Origin of the sequence: Nonomuraea glycinis (genome assembly GCF_014646515.1) — a bacterium.
Classification (GTDB): domain Bacteria; phylum Actinomycetota; class Actinomycetes; order Streptosporangiales; family Streptosporangiaceae; genus Nonomuraea; species Nonomuraea glycinis.
In genome coordinates, this window is the sequence record NZ_BMNK01000002.1 from 367,139 (window position 1) to 383,996 (window position 16,858).

The 16,858-nt window shown below is 70.5% G+C and carries 21 protein-coding genes; 12 read left to right on the forward strand and 9 right to left on the reverse strand.

What is annotated here, in order from left to right; genetic code table 11:
• Positions 1-139: 139 nt before the first annotated feature.
• The gene (locus IEY87_RS06950) at positions 140-649 is read right to left on the reverse strand and encodes a Pycsar system effector family protein (RefSeq protein WP_189137649.1); all 510 of its coding nucleotides are present in this window, start codon (positions 647-649) and stop codon (positions 140-142) included.
• Between the two features lie 168 nt (positions 650-817).
• Between IEY87_RS06950 and IEY87_RS06955 the strand changes: the two genes are divergently transcribed.
• Positions 818-1,360 carry an RNA polymerase sigma factor gene (locus IEY87_RS06955; RefSeq protein ID WP_189137650.1) on the forward strand — a complete coding sequence of 181 codons (543 nt, stop codon included), beginning with the start codon at positions 818-820 and terminating at the stop codon, positions 1,358-1,360.
• Positions 1,357-2,256: a hypothetical protein gene (locus IEY87_RS06960; protein ID WP_189137651.1), complete on the forward strand. Its 900-nt coding sequence runs from the start codon at positions 1,357-1,359 to the stop codon at positions 2,254-2,256. The genes IEY87_RS06955 and IEY87_RS06960 overlap by 4 nt, the downstream gene beginning before the upstream one ends.
• 29 nt (positions 2,257-2,285) lie before the next feature.
• On the opposite strand, the gene IEY87_RS06965 is transcribed toward IEY87_RS06960, so the two are convergent.
• A complete protein-coding gene (locus tag IEY87_RS06965; protein WP_189137652.1) occupies positions 2,286-2,861 on the reverse strand; it encodes a DinB family protein in 576 nt (191 codons plus the stop codon).
• A gap of 227 nt (positions 2,862-3,088) precedes the next feature.
• On the opposite strand from IEY87_RS06965, the gene IEY87_RS06970 reads away from it, so the two are divergent.
• Together IEY87_RS06970 and IEY87_RS06975 are read left to right on the forward strand one after the other, a co-directional pair.
• On the forward strand, positions 3,089-4,231 hold the full coding sequence (locus IEY87_RS06970) for a sensor histidine kinase (RefSeq protein ID WP_189137653.1): 1,143 nt from the start codon (positions 3,089-3,091) through the stop codon (positions 4,229-4,231).
• A gap of 1 nt (position 4,232) precedes the next feature.
• Positions 4,233-4,880: a response regulator gene (locus IEY87_RS06975; protein ID WP_225277128.1), complete on the forward strand. Its 648-nt coding sequence runs from the start codon at positions 4,233-4,235 to the stop codon at positions 4,878-4,880.
• A gap of 68 nt (positions 4,881-4,948) precedes the next feature.
• Here IEY87_RS06975 and IEY87_RS06980 read toward each other — a convergent pair whose 3' ends face one another.
• Positions 4,949-5,305, reverse strand: coding sequence for a winged helix-turn-helix transcriptional regulator (locus IEY87_RS06980; RefSeq protein ID WP_225277127.1), 357 nt, complete (start codon positions 5,303-5,305; stop codon positions 4,949-4,951).
• Positions 5,306-5,410: 105 nt separating this feature from the next.
• On the opposite strand from IEY87_RS06980, the gene IEY87_RS06985 reads away from it, so the two are divergent.
• Both IEY87_RS06985 and IEY87_RS06990 read left to right on the forward strand, forming a co-directional pair.
• Positions 5,411-6,061, forward strand: coding sequence for an NAD(P)-dependent oxidoreductase (locus IEY87_RS06985; protein ID WP_189137655.1), 651 nt, complete (start codon positions 5,411-5,413; stop codon positions 6,059-6,061).
• Between the two features lie 71 nt (positions 6,062-6,132).
• Positions 6,133-6,555, forward strand: coding sequence for a hypothetical protein (locus IEY87_RS06990; protein ID WP_189137656.1), 423 nt, complete (start codon positions 6,133-6,135; stop codon positions 6,553-6,555).
• On the opposite strand, the gene IEY87_RS06995 is transcribed toward IEY87_RS06990, so the two are convergent.
• Positions 6,550-7,278, reverse strand: coding sequence for a helix-turn-helix domain-containing protein (locus IEY87_RS06995; RefSeq protein WP_189137657.1), 729 nt, complete (start codon positions 7,276-7,278; stop codon positions 6,550-6,552). The genes IEY87_RS06990 and IEY87_RS06995 overlap by 6 nt on opposite strands.
• 87 nt (positions 7,279-7,365) lie before the next feature.
• Between IEY87_RS06995 and IEY87_RS07000 the strand changes: the two genes are divergently transcribed.
• The gene (locus IEY87_RS07000) at positions 7,366-8,553 is read left to right on the forward strand and encodes an MFS transporter (RefSeq protein ID WP_225277126.1); all 1,188 of its coding nucleotides are present in this window, start codon (positions 7,366-7,368) and stop codon (positions 8,551-8,553) included.
• On the opposite strand, the gene IEY87_RS07005 is transcribed toward IEY87_RS07000, so the two are convergent.
• The 3 genes from IEY87_RS07005 to IEY87_RS07015 form a co-directional block, all read right to left on the reverse strand.
• The gene (locus IEY87_RS07005; RefSeq protein ID WP_189137659.1) at positions 8,550-9,731 is read right to left on the reverse strand and encodes a retropepsin-like aspartic protease; all 1,182 of its coding nucleotides are present in this window, start codon (positions 9,729-9,731) and stop codon (positions 8,550-8,552) included. The two genes, IEY87_RS07000 and IEY87_RS07005, sit on opposite strands and share 4 nt — an antisense overlap.
• A gap of 158 nt (positions 9,732-9,889) precedes the next feature.
• Positions 9,890-11,074: a TerC family protein gene (locus tag IEY87_RS07010; RefSeq protein WP_189137660.1), complete on the reverse strand. Its 1,185-nt coding sequence runs from the start codon at positions 11,072-11,074 to the stop codon at positions 9,890-9,892.
• A 73-nt stretch (positions 11,075-11,147) separates the two neighbouring features.
• A complete protein-coding gene (locus IEY87_RS07015; RefSeq protein WP_189137661.1) occupies positions 11,148-11,579 on the reverse strand; it encodes a VOC family protein in 432 nt (143 codons plus the stop codon).
• A gap of 28 nt (positions 11,580-11,607) precedes the next feature.
• Here IEY87_RS07015 and IEY87_RS07020 point away from each other — a divergent pair, with 28 nt between their 5' ends.
• The 4 genes from IEY87_RS07020 to IEY87_RS07035 all read left to right on the forward strand — a co-directional run bounded on the left by IEY87_RS07020 (position 11,608) and on the right by IEY87_RS07035 (position 14,010).
• Entirely contained in the window at positions 11,608-12,429 is an 822-nt protein-coding gene (locus IEY87_RS07020) for an MBL fold metallo-hydrolase (RefSeq protein WP_189137662.1), read from the forward strand.
• A 73-nt stretch (positions 12,430-12,502) separates the two neighbouring features.
• On the forward strand, positions 12,503-13,102 hold the full coding sequence (locus IEY87_RS07025) for a PadR family transcriptional regulator (RefSeq protein ID WP_189137663.1): 600 nt from the start codon (positions 12,503-12,505) through the stop codon (positions 13,100-13,102).
• A 141-nt stretch (positions 13,103-13,243) separates the two neighbouring features.
• Positions 13,244-13,618, forward strand: coding sequence for an SgcJ/EcaC family oxidoreductase (locus IEY87_RS07030; protein ID WP_189137664.1), 375 nt, complete (start codon positions 13,244-13,246; stop codon positions 13,616-13,618).
• The gene (locus IEY87_RS07035) at positions 13,615-14,010 is read left to right on the forward strand and encodes a hypothetical protein (protein WP_189137665.1); all 396 of its coding nucleotides are present in this window, start codon (positions 13,615-13,617) and stop codon (positions 14,008-14,010) included. Before IEY87_RS07030 ends, IEY87_RS07035 begins: the two co-directional genes overlap by 4 nt.
• Positions 14,011-14,061: 51 nt before the next feature.
• Here IEY87_RS07035 and IEY87_RS07040 read toward each other — a convergent pair whose 3' ends face one another.
• Both IEY87_RS07040 and IEY87_RS07045 read right to left on the reverse strand, forming a co-directional pair.
• On the reverse strand, positions 14,062-15,375 hold the full coding sequence (locus IEY87_RS07040; RefSeq protein WP_225277125.1) for a sensor histidine kinase: 1,314 nt from the start codon (positions 15,373-15,375) through the stop codon (positions 14,062-14,064).
• 43 nt (positions 15,376-15,418) lie between these two features.
• The gene (locus tag IEY87_RS07045) at positions 15,419-16,090 is read right to left on the reverse strand and encodes a response regulator transcription factor (protein WP_189137666.1); all 672 of its coding nucleotides are present in this window, start codon (positions 16,088-16,090) and stop codon (positions 15,419-15,421) included.
• Positions 16,091-16,213: 123 nt separating this feature from the next.
• Here IEY87_RS07045 and IEY87_RS07050 point away from each other — a divergent pair, with 123 nt between their 5' ends.
• Positions 16,214-16,801 carry a hypothetical protein gene (locus IEY87_RS07050; RefSeq protein ID WP_189137667.1) on the forward strand — a complete coding sequence of 196 codons (588 nt, stop codon included), beginning with the start codon at positions 16,214-16,216 and terminating at the stop codon, positions 16,799-16,801.
• Positions 16,802-16,858: the final 57 nt, after the last annotated feature.

Here is a 16,858-nt window from a genome sequence, read left to right on the forward strand (position 1 = left end):
CGACGCCGACGGCTTGGGCGCCTACGGCTCGTGACACCCGTGGGACGACGCCCAGGGTGGTCGCTCCGAAGGCGCCCAACTCCAAGTGGTGATCGCCTCACTGGCGCTCAGCTTCAGGTGGCGATCGTTCCGATGGTGGTCAGCTTGCGGCGGCGCCCAGGGCGATGGCGCCGATGGTGGTTACCACCAGTAGGCAGATCCACGGAATGGACCGGGCGATCCGGCGGTGCTTGCGCGCCGCGATCTCGCTGAGCACTTGGACCGTCGCCCACGCCTCCTCAGCCTGCTGGCCCGGGTTGCCATGACCGGCGTTCCGTGTCGGCCGGTTGACGATGCTGAACCTGCTCGGCCGGTCCGTCGGCCGGAGGTCGGGGCGCAGAGCCTGGACGAGGTGGTAGCCGGAGGCCACGAAGCTGACGGCGAACCCGATGAGCAGCACCAGGCCGGCCAGGGCGACCCAGCCGCAGCCGCGCAGGATCGTGAACACCGGGCCCATCTGCGCCGCCAGCATCGACGCCCCGCCCGCCTGGACGACAATGAAAACGCCCGCCTTGGTGTCGGCGTGCTGAACGTAGCTCTGACAGACGGTCGCGGCGGTGAGCGCGCTCACCACTTCCTCGTGTCCCGCGTCTGACGCGTTCGTCTTCATGTCTCCATGAGACGTCGCCGTTCCGCTTTCAGCTGCGCCGTATTACATGATCGATGGGTGATCCTCACGTCGCCGACCAGGCCCACGCTGTCGAAGGACTTGTATCGGTAATGCATCCGGCATTCCGGACATGGGGTGAGTGTTGATGACCCCACGTGAGGAGACCGGATGGGAGCCGATCCCGAGAGCAGGTTCGAGGAGATCTACGGATCTTCGTACGGACCACTGCTGGGCTACGCGTTACGGCGGTGCCCCGATCCGGAGGATGCCGCCGACGTCGTGGCCGAGACGTTCATGGTGGCCTGGCGGCGGATCGAGGAGGTCCCCCGAGGGGGCGAGGCGAAGCTGTGGCTGTTCGGCGTGGCCAGGAAGGTGCTGGCGAACCAGCGACGCGGTGAGCGACGGCACGAGCAGCGCACCGCCGCACTCCGCGCCGAGCTGGCCGCCTCGCCGCTCGTCGCCGAGCCGCCCGCTGAGGACCTGTCGCAGGTGGGCCGAGTCTTCCGCACGCTGTCCGACGACGACAGGGAGCTTCTGTCCCTGGTCGCCTGGGAGCTGCTCGATCCCGGACAGATCGCCAAGACGCTCGGCATCTCCCGCAACGCCGCCCGCGTCAGGCTCTATCGGGCCCGCAAACGCTTTGCCCGTGGCCTGGCCGCGGCCGGGATCGATGCCGTACATGCAGTCGTGATCGAAGGGAGTGCACCGTGAACATCACCGATCTCGCGCGGGTTCGCGACGAGGACCTGTTCAGGGAGCCGGCGGGGCAGGCGTCCGGCGCGGGGGCGCGGGCGCTGATGGACTCGATCATGTCCGAGAAGCGCGAGCCCGTACGCACCCGCTTCCCCTGGTGGCGCGGCCTCGGGCTTGGTGCGGTGGCGGTCGCGCTGGCCGCCGCTCTGATCGTCTGGATGCCCATCGGTGGGCCGGTGACCGAGTACGCCAACGCCGCCGTGACGCTCAGGACCGGAGAGGACTTCATCACTGTCACGATCACCGACCCCGAGGCCGAGGCCGAGACGTTCGCCGAGGCGTTTCGCGCCGTGGGGCTGAACGCCGAGGTGAAGAAGGTCCCCGTGGCGGCTCAGGACGTGGGGAAACTGATCGGCCCTGCCGCGTCGGGGACGTTCCCGCCGGGGACGGGCATGACGATCCAGACCTCGTACGACTGCGCCTCCGTCTGGTGCGGCAGGATCTCCATGCCGGTCGGTTTCACGGGAAACATCGTGTTCGGGATCGGCCGGCTCGCCGCGCCCGGGGAGCGCTACGCGCAGCGCGTGCAGATCATCCCGATTCCGCCGCCCGAATTCCGGACGGACGGCTCGGAAGGTTACGACGGCGCCGGCCAGCCGGTCTCCAAGGTCCGGGGCGAGATGGAGCGGCGTGGGATGAAGCTCACGTACGAGCTGATGTGGCTCAAGCCCGACGGCAGCGGTGAGGGCTACCATGTCGACGCCGATCAGATCAAGGATGACTGGATCGTCGAGTCGGGCAGCAAACTCGCCTCCGACGCCGTCGAACTCACCGTCCTGGCCCCCAAGACCGTGCCGTACGACTCGGTTCCCCCATCGAAACTGCCGTCGCCCCACCATTGGGCCGAGGACTGATGGATGGCACTGACCGAATAGGGGCGGTGTCAGTGGTGGGCTGAGTCCCGGATGCGCGCCACGTACTCACGCCACCAGGAGGCGTCGGCGTCGGCGGGGAACGACGGGTCGCCGGGATGCCGGCCGCCTGAGCCGTCGAGCAGCTCGCGGACGATGTCGGCGTGCCCGGCGTGCCGTGCGGTCTCGCCGATCATGCGCAGCACGATCTGGCGTAGCGTCGTCTCCCGCCTGCCCTCCGCCCACCAGGCCACCGTGCCGACGTGGTCGAGCTCCAGCGCCTCGATGGTCTCGTCGGCGTGGGTGCGGGCGCGCTGGTAGAGGCCGACGATGTAGTCGGTGGACTCGCCGGGCGCGACCCACATGTCGGCGCCGTCCCAGGCGCTGCCGTCGTCCATCCACGACATCCGCTCCGGCGCGGGCCGGCCGAACGAATCGCCCAGGTAGCCGTACTCCAAGCCGGCCAGGTGCTTGACCAGGCCGAGCAGGTTGGTGCCCGTGGGGGTCATCGGCATGCGCAGCTCGGCGTCGCTCAGCCCGTCGAGCTTGTAGACCATGGCGTCGCGGAACTCCCGCAGGCTCGCGAGCAGCAGCTCTTTCTCGGTCATGCGCGTCTCCAGGGGCTCGGCTCGTCGGTCATGCGCGTCTCCAGTGGCTCGGATCGTCAGGGGCTCGAAAGGAGCTCGGATCTTGAAAGGGAACTCGGATCGTCAAGGGCTCGAAGCTTCTGGCGCGAGCGTAGCGACGGGCACTGACACTTGTTGTAGACCTGCGGCCACCCCGATGCCGACCCAGGTCGCTAAGGCGCGGGCCGGGCGTTTCCTAAGCTGAAGCCGTGCATGAGAACCAGCCGCCTGTGGACCGCGACGGCGTCGCGCTGCGCTACCTGCTGGCCGCGGTGCCCATGCTGTTCCACGGCGTCGTCCTGGCCACGGTCGTGCAGCAGGATCCGGACCGGCTCGCGGGCGCCCTGGTCGACGTGGCGCTCGGCCTGGCCGGGCTGGTGCTGATGCGCTGGCGGCGCCGCCTGCCGTGGCAGACCGCGCTGGCGACCGGGCTGCTGACGGCCGTCTCCACCACGGCGACCGGCCCGGCGTACGTCGCGTACGTGTCGCTGGGCACCCATCGCCGCTGGCGGCAGCTCGTGCCGATCGCGATCGTCTACTGGCTGTGCCTGCTCGTCCAGTCGACCAGGAGTGGCATCACCCAGGCGACCTCCGTCTCCCTGGTGTCCGGGACCGCCGTCCTGGGCGGGCTGACCATCTTCGCCCTCTACCTGCGCGGGCGGCGCGACCTGGCCGCCTCGGAGCGAGCGGCCGAGGTGGCCGCCGAGCGTGCGCAGGCGCAGCGGGTCGAGCAGGCCAGGCTGGCCGAACGGGTCAAGATCGCGCAGGAGATGCACGACGTGCTGGCGCACCGGATCTCGCTGCTGTCGATGCTCGCGGGCGGCCTGGCGTACCGGACGAATCTCACCGCGGAGGAGACGCGCGAGGCCGCGCTGGCGATCCAGGAGAACGCGCACCAGTCGCTGAACGAGCTGCGCTCGGTGCTCGGCACGTTGCGGCGGGACGGCGCGGTGGAGGCGCCGCAGCCGACGCTGGCGCAGGTGGACGCGCTGTTCGAGGAGGTACGGGTGGCGGGTCAGCGGGTGGAGGTGCGCGACACCATCGAGGATCGGGAGTCGCTGCCCGCGCAGACCGGGCGGCACGCGTACCGGATCGTGCAGGAGGCGCTGACGAACGCGCGCAAGCACGCGCCCGGCAGCCAGGTGCGGGCCGAGCTCGGCGGGCGGCCGGGGGACGGGCTGAGCATCAGGGTGAGCAATCCCGCGCCGTACGGCACGCCGGCCGGGCCGGGCGGGAGGCTGGGGCTGGTCGGGCTGGCGGAGCGGAGCCGGATGGCCGGTGGCTCGTTCGCCCATGACCTCAAGGACGGGCGATTCGTCCTCGATGTCCGGTTGCCATGGGAAGCTTCGTAAGGTGACTCGACTGGTGATCGTGGACGATGACGCGCTGGTGCGGACCGGGCTGCGGCTGATTCTCGGCGGCGAGGCCGACCTGGAGCTCGTCGGCGAGGCGGCGGACGGACGTCAGGCGATGGGCGTGATTCGCGAGCTCAGGCCCGACGTGGTGCTGATGGACATCCGGATGCCGCACCAGGACGGGCTGGTCACCACCGAGCTGCTGCTGTCCTGGCCGAACCCGCCCCGCATCCTGGTGCTGACCACCTTCGACGCCGACGACACGGTGCTGCGCGCCCTGAGGCTCGGCGCGGATGGCTTCCTGCTGAAGGACACGCCACCGCCGCAGATGATTGAGGCGGTGCGGACCGTGGCGCGGGGCGAGCCGGTGCTGTCGCCGAGCGTCGCCCGGCAGGTGATCGCCGCGGCCACCGGCGGGGCCGAGCCGCAGCGCCGGCAGGCGGAGGCGGAGCTGGCCAGGCTCACCGAACGGGAGCGTGAGGTGGCGGTCGAGGTGGCCACGGGCAGCTCGAACGCCGAGATCGCCGAGCGGCTGTACATGAGCGTCGCCACCGTCAAGGCGAACATCACCAGGATCTTCACCAAGCTGGAGACGGACAACCGCGTCCACGTCGCGATAAAGGTCCGTAACGCCGGGCTGCTCTAGGGCGCAGACTCGCGCCGCGACGCCGGGCTGCTCTAGAGCGCAGACTCGCGCCGTAACACCGGGCTGCTCTAGAGCGCTGACTCGCGGGCGTCGAGCAGCTCGTGCAGGTGGGCCCGGGACCAGGCGCACATGGCGGCCATGGGCTCCAGGAGCGTGCGGCCGAGCGGGCTCAATTCGTACTCCACCCGTGGCGGGATCTCCGGGTAGGCGGTGCGGGTGACCAGCCCGTCGCGCTCCATCGCCCGCAGCGTCGCGGTGAGCACCTTCGGCGTGACGCCACGCAGCGGAACCTGCAGCTCGGAGAAGCGCCGAGGCCCCGACTTCAGGCACACGATGATCTTCGACGTCCATTTGTCACCGATGCGGATCGGCGGGTTCTCGGCCGAGCATCCGCTGAACATCTCAGGATCAAGTGGCTGCCTCACCCCGCCGAGCGTACGTAACTATCGTTGCGGGAACCAAGGGGTCAGCGACTAGCGTCCGCGGCAGTGGCCGGCGACCAGGCCGGCACTGCCGAAACGGAGCATTCCATGAGCGAGATCGTCATCTTCGGCGCGGGCGGCCGAGCGGGCCGGCACGCGGTCGCGGAGGCCGTCGCGCGCGGCCACCGGGTCACCGCGGTCGTCCGCGATCCGGCCGCGCACCAGGCCCTGGCCGGTGACGGCGTGGCGCTGGTCAGGGGCGACGCCACCGACGCCGGCAGCGTCGCCGCCGTCGCGGCCGGGCATGACGCGGCGATCAGTGCCGTCGCGCGGCTCGACACGCCGCCGGAGGAGTTCTTCGTGGGTACGGCGCACGCCCTGCTCGACGGGCTGGCCCGGGCCGGGGTCGGCCGGCTCGTGCTCATCGGCATCGGCACCACCCTGGAGGTCTCACCCGGGGTGATGCTCCTCGACACCCCCGGCTTCCCCGCCGACGCGCGGGCGTTCTCCCTCGGTCACGTGGCCGAGCTGGAGGCGCTGCGCGCCGCGCCGACCTCCGTGGACTGGCTGGTGCTCGCGCCGCCGCCCACCCTCCTGGACGCCGAGGCGGCCCGCACCGGCCGCTACCGGGTCGGCGGCACCCAGGTGGCGGCGGCCGAGGAGGGCGTCCTGTTCCCTTACGCCGACCTCGCGGCGGCGCTCGTCGACGAGATCGAGGCCCCGAAGCACCACCGCACCCTGGTCGCCGTGGCACCGTGATTCCCTGCGGGGAATTGTCCGGCTTCGCGCCTTCCCGGAGCATCGGTCAGGCACCGATCGAAGGAGAAACCATGCCGGACATTGACCCCCAGGACCTGGCCGACCGCTATATCGCCATCTGGGTCGAGCCCGATGCGGAGCTGCGCCGTAAGGCCATCCAGGAGTTGTGGGCCGAGGACGGGGCGCACATCCTGCAGCCGCCGCAGGAGATCCGGGAGGTCGCCGCCAAGCTCGGCTTCGACCGCCCGACGTTGGAGGCGCACGGCCACGGGGAGATCGAACTGCGGGTGACGCGCAGCTACGCCGACTTCGTCGCGCCGGGCGAGTTCACCTTCCGACCGGCCGGTGACGCGGTCCGGCTCAAGGACGTGATCAAGTTCGGCTGGCTGATGGTCCCCGTGGGCGGTGGCGAGCCCGTCGGGGGCGGGCTGGACGTCCTGGTCCTCGACCGGGACGGCCGCATCGTCGAGGACTACATGTTCCCCGGCCTATGACCCGGCCAGCAGGGCCGCCGTGGCCGGGTCGGCGGGTAGGAAGGCCTCCAGCCTCAGCTCCGCCACTGTGACGTCGAGCGCGGTGGCGAACGTGGTGATCGTGGTCGTCAGCCGCAACTCGCCCCGCGCCGTGCGCAGCGCCATGGGGGCGGCGAAGCCCACGTGATCCGGTCCGGGTGACGGCTGCGGCACATATCCCGACAGCTCGTCGTACAGCTCGTCCTGGGGGATGCGGTCGAGGATGTGCCGCGCCCACCCGGCCAGGTTCGTGATCCGCGGCGCCAGCCCGTCGGGGTGCAGCGAGAGGCGCAGCACGTTGACCGGAGGGCGCAGCAGGTGCTCCGCGACACCCTCGGTGAGCAGCACGAAGGCGTCGTTGGCGAGCACCAGGTCGTGGCCGGCGTCCACCACGATCGCTGGATAGGGCAGATGGCCGGTCAGGATGTGCCCGAGCGCGGCGCGTACGTGTGCCAGCCGCTCGTCGTCGAGCGGCGTGCGCGGGTAGACGGGGGCGTAGCCGGCGGCGAGCAGGAGCTCGTTGCGCTCCCTGAGCGGCAGCTCCATCGACTCGCCGAGCCGCACCACCATGGTGCGGCCGGGCCGGGAGCGGCCGGTCTCGATGAAGCTGATGTGGCGCTGGGTCGTGCCCGAGCGGAGGGCGAGGTCGAGCTGGCTGAGATGACGGCGCCGCCGGGACGCGCGCAGAGCCTCGGGGAAATCCACGGATCCAGTCTGCCCCCGGGAGAGGACTTGTCCGCCTTCGTGATGAACGTTTTAATGCCGTCTAGGGGGCCGCATCGGGGGAGTCACGTGTCGATTGTGCGTGGTACGGGGTTGCCGGTCTTCCTGGCGTACGCGGTCTTCGTCCTGGTCGGGATGAGCGCCGCGGTGGCCGGGGTGCTGTTGCCCGCTCAGATGGCCGACTACGGCGTGGACAAGCCGACGATCGGGATCACGTTCTTCACCTTCTCCGCCGGGTTCATGCTCGCCGGGTCCACCGCCGGGCCGCTGGTGCACCGCTTCGGCACCCGCCTGGTCCTGATCGCCGGCGGTGCCGCGTACGTGCTGGCCGCTCTCTACACCGGCGTCCGGCCGCCGTTCGTCGCCTTCCTGGCCGTGCAGGTCCTCGCCGGGTACGGCACCGGCCTGCTGGAGTCGGTGCTCAACGTCTTCCTCGCCAGGCTGCCCTCGGCCACCACGCTGCTCAACCGGCTGCACGCCTTCTTCGGTGTCGGCGCGCTGCTCGGGCCGCTGCTGGCCGTGTGGATGCTGCGGTTCGTGCCGTGGCAGGCCGTGTGGGTGGTGCTGGCGCTGGTGTGCGTGCCGCTCGTCGCCGGGTTCGTCATGGCCTACCCCAGGCGGGACGACGACGGCGTGACCCACGAGCGGACGCCCGTCACGCCGGCCAGGAGCGGGCTGCTCGCCACCGTCCTGCGGTCCCCCGCGGTGCTGCTCGCCTGCGCGTTCCTGGCCGTGTACGTCGGGCTGGAGATCGGCGTGGGCAACTGGGGGTTCTCCTACCTCGTCGGCGAGCACGCCCTGCCGGAGCTGACCGCCGGGTACACCGTCAGCGGCTACTGGCTCGGGCTGACCGCCGGCCGCTTCCTGATCAGCCCGATCGCCACCAGGATCGGCTCGACCACCACCGGCATGACCTACGCCTGCCTGGTCGGCGTCGCGGCCGCGATCGGGCTGGCCTGGCTGGCGCCGGTCGCGGCCGTGGCCGCCGTCGGGTTCGTGCTGCTCGGGTTCTTCCTCGGACCGCTCTTCCCGACGGCCATGGCGGTGGTGCCCTACCTCACCGAGCCCCGGCTGGTGCCCACGGCCATCGGCGTCATGAACGGCCTGTCGGTCGCGGGCTCCGCCGGGCTGCCCTGGCTGGCGGGCGCCGTCGCGCAGGGCGCCGGGGTGTGGACCCTGATGCCCTTCGTGATGGTCCTCGCCCTGCTCCAGCTGCTCATCTGGTGGTTGCTGGTCGCGCGGATGTCCACCGGCTAGACGAGTCCGTGGAAGGTGTATTCGTGGCTGTCGAAGTCGAGGGTCCAGGCGTACTCGCTGAGAAAGGCGTGGGAGAGCAGGCCGTGGATGCGGATGCCGCCGAAGGATGACCAGGGGGCTCGGCGGGTCGGGGTGGTGGCCAGGAGGTGGCCGGGCTGTTCGAGGGGGCCGAGGGAGACGGGGTGGGCCGCGTGGAGGAAGGGGGCCGTGATGTCGCGGCGGGGGATGCCCCAGGAACGGTACTGGGTCTTGTCGGCGAACGTGGCCGCCTGCCGTGGCGGGCCGCCGTCGTCGGTCTGGAAGACGTGGACCAGGCCGGAGTCGATGAAGAAGGTGAGGTCGCGGCGGGCGCCGTAGCCGCCCCTCGCGAACATGAAGTGGTCCTGCCACAGGTAGAAGGGGATCCGGACGCCGTCCGGGCGGGCTGCATCGGTGCCTCGCGGGGCGAGCGTCAGGCGGGCGCCGGGATGGTCGACGGTGGCGCGGAAGCGTTGCAGCACGTTCGTGCCCATGATCACGAGGTCCGAGCTGCCGGTGAAGGTCGGCAGGATGTCCACCGGTACGTTCGTCAGCACCGCGCCGTCCAGCTCCAGCTCGCGGGCGATGCCGAAGCGGCTCGGCGTACGGACGACGCCGTGGTTGTGCCGGCCGTTCGGCACCGAGGCGATGCCCAGCGAGGCCGCCCGCTCGGTGCCCATGACCAGGTATGTGCCACCGGTGTCCAGGTGGATCAGGGTTCGGCGGCCGTCGATCACGCCTTCCACCGCAGGCAGATAGGGGGCCAGCGGATGGTCGCGGAAGGGAAGCGTGACGGTGCTCCGGGCTTCGACCGTCAGCGGCCGGTCCCGGCGGAGCGCCAGGTCGGGGGGCACATGCCGCTCGCCGCGCCGCCGGCTCACGTGGTCGAACGCCTCCTCCACCCGGTCCAGGTGCAGCAGGGCGTACGCGAACGGTTCGTCGAGCGCGGCCAGCCATCGGTAGCGGGCTTCGCGAAGCGTGGCGTAGCGGGACAGCGCCGATGCGTAGCGGCCGGACACGAGGTCGGTGAGCAGGAGCAGGTGCTCGTGACCGGACGCCGACGCGAGGCGCGCGGACGCCTCGATGTCACCGCGGGTCCAGGCCGACCACGCGGCCCGCGCCGCCTCCCCGCGCGCCCACGGCGCCGTCCACGGCGTCATTCCGCCTCCTACGTTATTCCGTAATTCCGGAATAACGTACTTTCTCTGGCATGCCGGGTCAACCGGCGGCTGCCCGGGCGGCACGGGACCAGGTGGCTGCCGCAGATCGCGAGCGTGCCGACACCCTCGGTCGCTGACCCGGCTCAGGACTTGCTCGTCTAGGTGCGGGTGTAGTCGGCGTCCCAGGCCTCGTGGGCCCTGTGCAGCAGGTCCATCAGCTTCTCGTCCTCGCGGAACTTCTTCTGGTATTTCTCCGGCAGGGTCCGCAGGTGCTTCTCCTCCGCAAGGAGCCTGCGGTAGGTGTCCGCGCACTCCTCCGGGTCGCACTCCGGGTCCAGCAGCCGGGTGGCGTAGCGGCGGGCGGCCGACGACAGGTTCTGGGCGCGGCCCTTGCGGCTGACCAGGGAGGCGATCACGGTGATGACGAGGACGCCGATGATCACCGTCAGCGACAGGCCGGTGGAGATCTCCACGACCGGTACGGGCTCGCCTTCGTTGATGAACGGGACGTTGTTCTCGTGCAGCGCGTGCAGGACGAGCTTCACGCCGATGAAGGCCAGGATCGCGGCCAGCCCGTAGGCGAGGTAGATGAGCCGGTCCAGCAGCCCGTCGATGAGGAAGTAGAGCTGGCGCAGTCCCAGCAGGGAGAAGGCGGTGGCGGTGAAGACGATGTAGACGTTCTGCGTCAGCCCGAAGATGGCCGGGATGGAGTCCAGCGCGAACAGCAGGTCCGTCCCGGCGATGGCCACCATGACCAGCAGCATCGGGGTCAGGACGCGCTTGCCGTCGACCATGGTCATCAGCTTGTCGCCGTCGTAGTGCTCGGACGTGCGCAGGAACCTGCGGGCCAGCCGGACCATGATGTTCTCGCCGGAGTGGCCCTTCTCGGTCTCCGGCTTGAGCAGGTTGCCGGCGGTGAGGAGCAGGATCAGGCCGAAGAGGTAGAACACCCAGGCGAAGCTGTTGATCAGCGCCGCGCCCAGGAAGATGAACCCCGTCCTGGCGACCAGCGCGAACGTGACCCCGAACAGCAGCACCTTCTGCTGGTCCGCCCTCGGCACCCGGAAACTCGCCATGATGATGAGGAAGACGAACAGATTGTCGACCGACAGCGCCTTCTCGGTCACGTAACCGGCGAAGTATTCGGCGCCCATGTCGGAGCCGCCGAAGAGCCACACGCCGATGCCGAACAGGATGGCGGCGCCCACGTAGGCGGCCGACCACACCGCCGACTCCCGCAGTGTCGGGATGTGCGCCTTGCGTACGTGGAAGAAGTAGTCGAAGAGCAACAGGCCGCCGATACCGATGACCGTCAACCACCACACCAGGACCGACACGTGCACGTGTGACTCCAAGTCTCGCTATCAGGAGCGCAGTCTAAGCGCTGAGTCAAGCAGTTACCCCTGCGAACAGGGCTCAAGCGAGGCAGATCTCGTTGCCCTCGGGGTCGGCGATCGTGACCCACCAGGTGGGCCCCTGACGGCCCTTGTGCAGCACCGTGGCACCCTTGCCGACCAGCCGGGCCACCTCGGCGTCGATCCTGTCGGCGCCCACCCGGATGTCCAGATGGACGCGGTTCTTGACCGTCTTGGTCTCCGGCACCACCTGGAACAGCACCCGGGGGGCGCGTTCGAGGCCGCTCGGGTGGCGGATCGCCGCGCCCTCCTTCCACACCAGGTTGCCGTGGTGGAAGGTGGTGTCGTCCTCGGTCGCGTGCCCCTTCTCGATCAGGCTGCGGATGAACGCCTCATCCTGCCGCTCCACCTGCCAGCCCAGAGCCTCCGCCCACCAGTCGGCCAGGTTGTGCGGATCTTGGGTATCGATGACTACCTGGATGTCATATGCCATGAGCTCATGCTAGATAGGGTCTTTGCCCATGACGTTGGTACGAGAGCTGAAATCGTGGCAGGAGGTCGGCGATCGGGTCTACGTCCGGCGCCACGAGTCGTACGACCTGAATGTGGGCCTCGTCGTCGGCGACGGACACTGCCTGGTGTTCGACACCCGCATGTCGCACCGTGAGGCGGCCGACCTGATCCACGCGATCAGGGGGATCACCGCCAGCCCGTGGACGGTCGTCAACAGTCACGCGCACTTCGACCACTACTTCGGCAACGCGCTCTTCCGCCCGGCGGAGATCTGGGGCCACGCGCGGTGCGCCGAGGAGATCGAGCTGTACGGCGCGGAGCAGCGGAGCAAGGTGGCCGGATTCGTCCCGGCGGAGCGGCGCGAGGAGGTGGCGGAGGTGGAGATCGACCCGCCGGACCACACCTTCACCACGGCCGCCACCCTGGACATCGGCGGGCGGATCGTCCACCTGCGCCACTTCGGCCTGGGCCACAGCTCCAACGACATCGTCGCGCACATCCCCGACGCGGGCGTGGTCTTCGCCGGTGACCTGGTCGAGCAGGGGGCGCCGCCGGCGTTCGGCGACTCCTACCCGCTCGACTGGCCGGACACCACCGCCCGGATGCTGAACGAGATGCGCGAGCCGGTGTACGTCCCCGGCCACGGCGCGGTGGTGGACCGGGACTTCGTGATCGGCCAGCACGGCGACCTGGTGACGGTGGCCGAGCTGGCCAGGCGGGCGCACGTGGAGGGGCTGCGTGACCTTATCCACGCCTTCCCCTACAGCGAGGAAGTGACCCGCCAGGCCATCGAACGGGCCTTCCTGCAGCTCGACGCCCTGCAAGCCTGACGGCGGCAGTGCGGCCCTGGACAGCGGAGCCTGCCCTGCTTATAGTGCATATTGCAATATAAAGGGAGGCATCATGGCACGACGCCACGATCTGGTGGGGCTCACTGTGCTCGCCATACTCTCGGTGCGCGCCAGCCACCCCTACGAGCTGCACCGTTTCATCATCGACACGCACAAGGACTATGTGACTGGCCTGCCCAGAAGCCTCTACCACGCGGTGGAGAGGCTGGCCAGGGACGAGCTGATCACTCCCACCAAGACCGACCGCGAGGGCCGCAGGCCGGAGCGGACGGTCTACGAGATCACCGACGAGGGCAGGCGCGAGCTGAGCACCCGGCTCCGCAGGCTGCTGGAGGAGCCGGAGCCGGACCGCCGCACGCTGGTGGCCGCGATCTCGCTCATCGGGGTGCTGCCGACGGAGGCCGCGATCAAGTCGCTGCGCCTCCGTGTGGCCGCGCTCACGGGCGCGATCGGCGGGCTCGACGCGCAGATGGCCACGATGGCGGAGAACGGCCTGCCCCGGCTGCTCATGCTCGAGCTCGAATGCGAGCGGGCACTCTTCGCCGCTGAGCAGGACTGGGTGCGCGAAGTGCTCGGCCGGATGGAGAGCGGCGAGCTCGACTGGCCGGCCACGGTCAAGCAGTCGCTGATGGAGCGCGCACTGGAGGAATGACCCCGCAGGAGAGACACCGCAGAAATGAGCAGGCCGTCAGGGTGCGCCAACACCCTGACGGCCGGAAATCCGAACAAGGCGCCTGCCCTGTCCAGGACTCGCAGTCTCAGGATAGGCGCCGCTGACCCTAGGAGCAGTGCCATGTCCCAAGAGATCCACAACCTGATCGACGGCGTCTACGAGACGTGGAACGCCGGTGACGCCGCCGCCTACGCCGCGCTGTTCACCGAGGACGCCGACTACATCACCTACTTCGGCCTGCGCCTCAAGGGCAGGCAGGCCATCGACGAGGGGCACCGCGACCTCTTCAAGATGCCGATCAAGCTCGAAGCCGCGGACGAGCCGTCCGTCCGGATGCTGAGCGACACCGTCGCGCTGGTGATCGCCACCGGCGGTTCGGTGGTGAACGGGCAGCGCGAGCCGGGCCGCGACTCGGTCCTCACCTACACCGCCGTCCACACCCCCGACGGCTGGCGCTTCGCCTCCTTCCAGAACACTCGGGTGGGACGACCGTGAAAAGGCTGGTGACGGAAGTGTCCGGGGTGGTGGAGGCGCCTGCTGCCACGGTACGGGTCGCGCTGGGGCGGGTGCTGCTGCCCGGTGGCCGGGACGTCGTGGGGCGGTTCACCGTGGCGGACGCGCCGGGGCACACCTCGACCGTCGAGGTCACCGAGGACCTCATCGCGTTCCAGGGCGGCTGGTGGTATCGGGGTGAGTGGACGCTGGCTCCGCACCCCGAGGGCACGCTGGTGGTCCACCGCGTCTACAACGTCGCCGAGCGGGCGCGGTGGGGGGTGGGGCTCGCCAATCGATTCTTCGTCGGCTTCGCGGACACCACTCGCCGGAGCTTCAACGAAAGTCTCGCCCGCCTGGGCGCCGACCTGAGCTGCGGCACCCGCCTCACGTGACCGCCTCCGATCGCCCGGCCGCACCTGAGCCGGGCGATCGGTCCCGCCTTGTTAGCGGGTCGCCGGGAAGGCGGCGATGAAGCCGCCGTCCTCGGCGGTGAGGGTGCCGTCGTGCAGCAGCGCGATGTCCCTGGCGATGGGCAGCCCGAGCCCGGCGCCGCCGGCGTCCCTGGCTCGGGCCTCGTCCAGCCTGGTGAACCGGTCGAACACGGCCTCGCGCTGCTCGGGCGGGATCCCAGGCCCGTCGTCGTGCACCTGAAGGATCGCCTGATCGCCGTCGGTGCGGACGCGTACGAGCACGTGGGTCGTGGCGTGCCGCAGGGCGTTGTCGACGAGGTTGGTCACCAGGCGGTCGAGGTGGCCGCGCGAGCCGCGTACCACCACGTCGGGCTCGATGTCGAGGTCCAGGTCGAGCTCCGGCCGCCGGCTGATCCGCAGGGACTCCTCCACGGCCACCTGGCCGAGGTCGACGTCGGTGGCGCGCGGTGGCTCGCCCGCGTCGAGCCGGGCGAGCAGGAGCAGGTCGGCGGCGAGGGACTGCAGGCGCGCCACGTCGGTGAGCGCCTCGGTGGTCAGCTCGCTGGGCTCGGCCAGCTCCAGCCGGGCGCGCAGGGTGGCGATCGGGCTGCGGAGCTCGTGCGCCGCGTCGGCGACGAACGTCTTGTGCGTCTCGACGGAGGCCTCCAGCCGGTCGAGGGTGCTGTTCACGGTGGTGGCCAGGGCGGCGATCTCGTCCCGTGAGCGGGGTACGGGCACCCGCTCGTGCAGGCCGCGGGCGGTGATGTGGGCCAGCTTGGTCCTGATGGCCGCCACCGGGGCGAGCGCCCGGTTGACGGAGAACCAGGTCATGGCCGCCACCAGGATCAGCAGCGCCGGCACCCCCGGCAGCAGCACGCCGTTGAGCGTCTGCAACGCCTGTTCGGTGCCGGTGAGCGGCACCCTGGCGTACAGCATGGCGGCGCCTTGGGGGGTCGTCACCCGCTGCCCGGCCACCGCGTAGCTGCTCGCGGGCGCCCACTCGGCCAGGGGCTCCTCGGTCGTCTTCGCGAGGTAGAGGTCGGGGTCGCCGACGAACACCGTCTCGCCGCGGACGCCCAGGTCCTGCGCGGTGACGGTGGGCGCCGCTTCGCCGCGGGCGCCCGGGTCGTTCGTGGTGGCGGTGGGCGTCGCTTCGGCGTGGACGCCCACCCGCACGGCCTCGACGGCGATGCCGGCCCTTCTGAAGGCTTCGGCGTCCGCGGCGCCCGTCAGGCTGCCGCGCAACACCACCACCAGCACGACCGTGATGGCTCCCAGCGCGACGGCCACGACCAGGGTCGCCGCGATCGTGGCGCGCAGCCGTACGGACGAGGGGTCGATCTTCATGCGATCACCGCTCCGGTGGGGCGTGCGGGCGAGGGGTCGAGCTTCACGCGGCCTCCAGGCGGTAGCCGGCGCCGCGTACCGTGACGAGGGTGGCGCGGCCGAACGGGTGGTCGATCTTGCGGCGCAGCGCGCTGATGTAGACCTCCACGATGTTCGGGTCGCCGTTGTAGGAGAAGTCCCACGCCTGGGCCAGCAGGTCGCTCTTGGAGACCACCTCGCCGGCCCGCCTGGCGAGCCCGTGCAGCACCGCGAACTCCTTCGGCGTCAGCGCGATCTCCACCGCGCCCCGGCGGCAGCGCAGCCCGGCCGGGTCGATGACCAGGTCGCCCACGGTGATCGACACGGGCCGCTCGGTGCCGCCGCGCCGCATCAGGGCGCGCAGCCGGGCCAGCAGCACCACGTACGAGAACGGCTTGGACAGGTAGTCGTCGGCGCCGTTGTCCAGGGCCTCGGCCTCGTCGTAGATGCCGTCCTTGGCGGTGAGCATCATGATCGGCGTCCAGTCGCCGGCCTCGCGCAGCCGGGAGCAGAGCGTGTAGCCGTTCATCCTGGGCAGCATCACGTCCAGGACGATCACGTCGTAGTCGTTCTCCGTGGCCAGCCAGAGGCCGTCGCGCCCGTCGTGAGCCACGTCGACCGCGAACCCCTCGCCGGTCAGCCCGCCTTTGACCAGCTCGGCCAGCCGCCGCTCGTCCTCCACCAGTAGTACGCGCACAGCGCCAAGAGTGCCGCACGCCACCTAAAGCCAACCTGAAGATCATTTACGCCGTCTTCAGCGTCACTTCAGGTACGGCCGGACAGTCTCTGAGTGTCAGAGCCGATCTACGAAGGAGACTTCATGTTCAAGCGGCGTATCGCTGTGCTCGGCGCGGTGGCGGTGCTGGTGGTCACAGGGCTGGCCGGGTCCGCCATGGCCTCCGGTGAGCCGCCCGTGCCGGGGGCCAAGGTGACGTGCACCACGCTCGACGGCAAGCCCGTGGACGTCCGGCTCGCCGAGGCTCGGCGGGCGGGCGATGACGGGCGCGCCCTCCCGGCGATCCCCGACGGCGAGGCCCGGCGGGCGGGCGTTGCGGGGCGCACCTCCGCCGGAGTCCCGTCCGACGACGAGCTCCGCAAGCTCGAGAAGAGCGGGGTGCGCTTGATGAAGCTCCCCGACGGCGGGGTGGCCGTGGAAGCGGTGCCGGCCTCCGAGCTAACGGCGGACGGTGCGGCGGCTCGCGTCACGGCGCCGCTTGAGGGCACGGCGCCGCTTGAGGGCACGGCGTCGTCTGGGGACACGGCGAAGTTCCAAGCCACGGCGCCGCTGCGGACCACGGACGCGGACGGCAAGCCGTTCGTCGTGCGGGGCAAGGACAGCAACGGCAAGGCCGTCGACGTGACGAAGCCGAAGGGTGAGGGCATCCTCTGCAAGGCCGTGAAGGAGTGACCTGACGCGGCCGCCGCGCGACCCGGGGGCGGGCGGCGGCCGCGCGGGGCTTCCCTC

Coding starts and splice junctions, on each gene's coding strand:
- IEY87_RS06950 (WP_189137649.1), bottom strand. CDS start 649: ATGAAGACGAACGCGTCAGACGCGGGACACGAGGAAGTGGTGAGCGCG.
- IEY87_RS06955 (WP_189137650.1), top strand. CDS start 818: ATGGGAGCCGATCCCGAGAGCAGGTTCGAGGAGATCTACGGATCTTCG.
- IEY87_RS06965 (WP_189137652.1), bottom strand. CDS start 2,861: ATGACCGAGAAAGAGCTGCTGCTCGCGAGCCTGCGGGAGTTCCGCGAC.
- IEY87_RS06985 (WP_189137655.1), top strand. CDS start 5,411: ATGAGCGAGATCGTCATCTTCGGCGCGGGCGGCCGAGCGGGCCGGCAC.
- IEY87_RS06990 (WP_189137656.1), top strand. CDS start 6,133: ATGCCGGACATTGACCCCCAGGACCTGGCCGACCGCTATATCGCCATC.
- IEY87_RS07005 (WP_189137659.1), bottom strand. CDS start 9,731: ATGACGCCGTGGACGGCGCCGTGGGCGCGCGGGGAGGCGGCGCGGGCC.
- IEY87_RS07015 (WP_189137661.1), bottom strand. CDS start 11,579: ATGGCATATGACATCCAGGTAGTCATCGATACCCAAGATCCGCACAAC.
- IEY87_RS07020 (WP_189137662.1), top strand. CDS start 11,608: ATGACGTTGGTACGAGAGCTGAAATCGTGGCAGGAGGTCGGCGATCGG.
- IEY87_RS07025 (WP_189137663.1), top strand. CDS start 12,503: ATGGCACGACGCCACGATCTGGTGGGGCTCACTGTGCTCGCCATACTC.
- IEY87_RS07030 (WP_189137664.1), top strand. CDS start 13,244: ATGTCCCAAGAGATCCACAACCTGATCGACGGCGTCTACGAGACGTGG.
- IEY87_RS07040 (WP_225277125.1), bottom strand. CDS start 15,375: ATGAAGATCGACCCCTCGTCCGTACGGCTGCGCGCCACGATCGCGGCG.
- IEY87_RS07050 (WP_189137667.1), top strand. CDS start 16,214: ATGTTCAAGCGGCGTATCGCTGTGCTCGGCGCGGTGGCGGTGCTGGTG.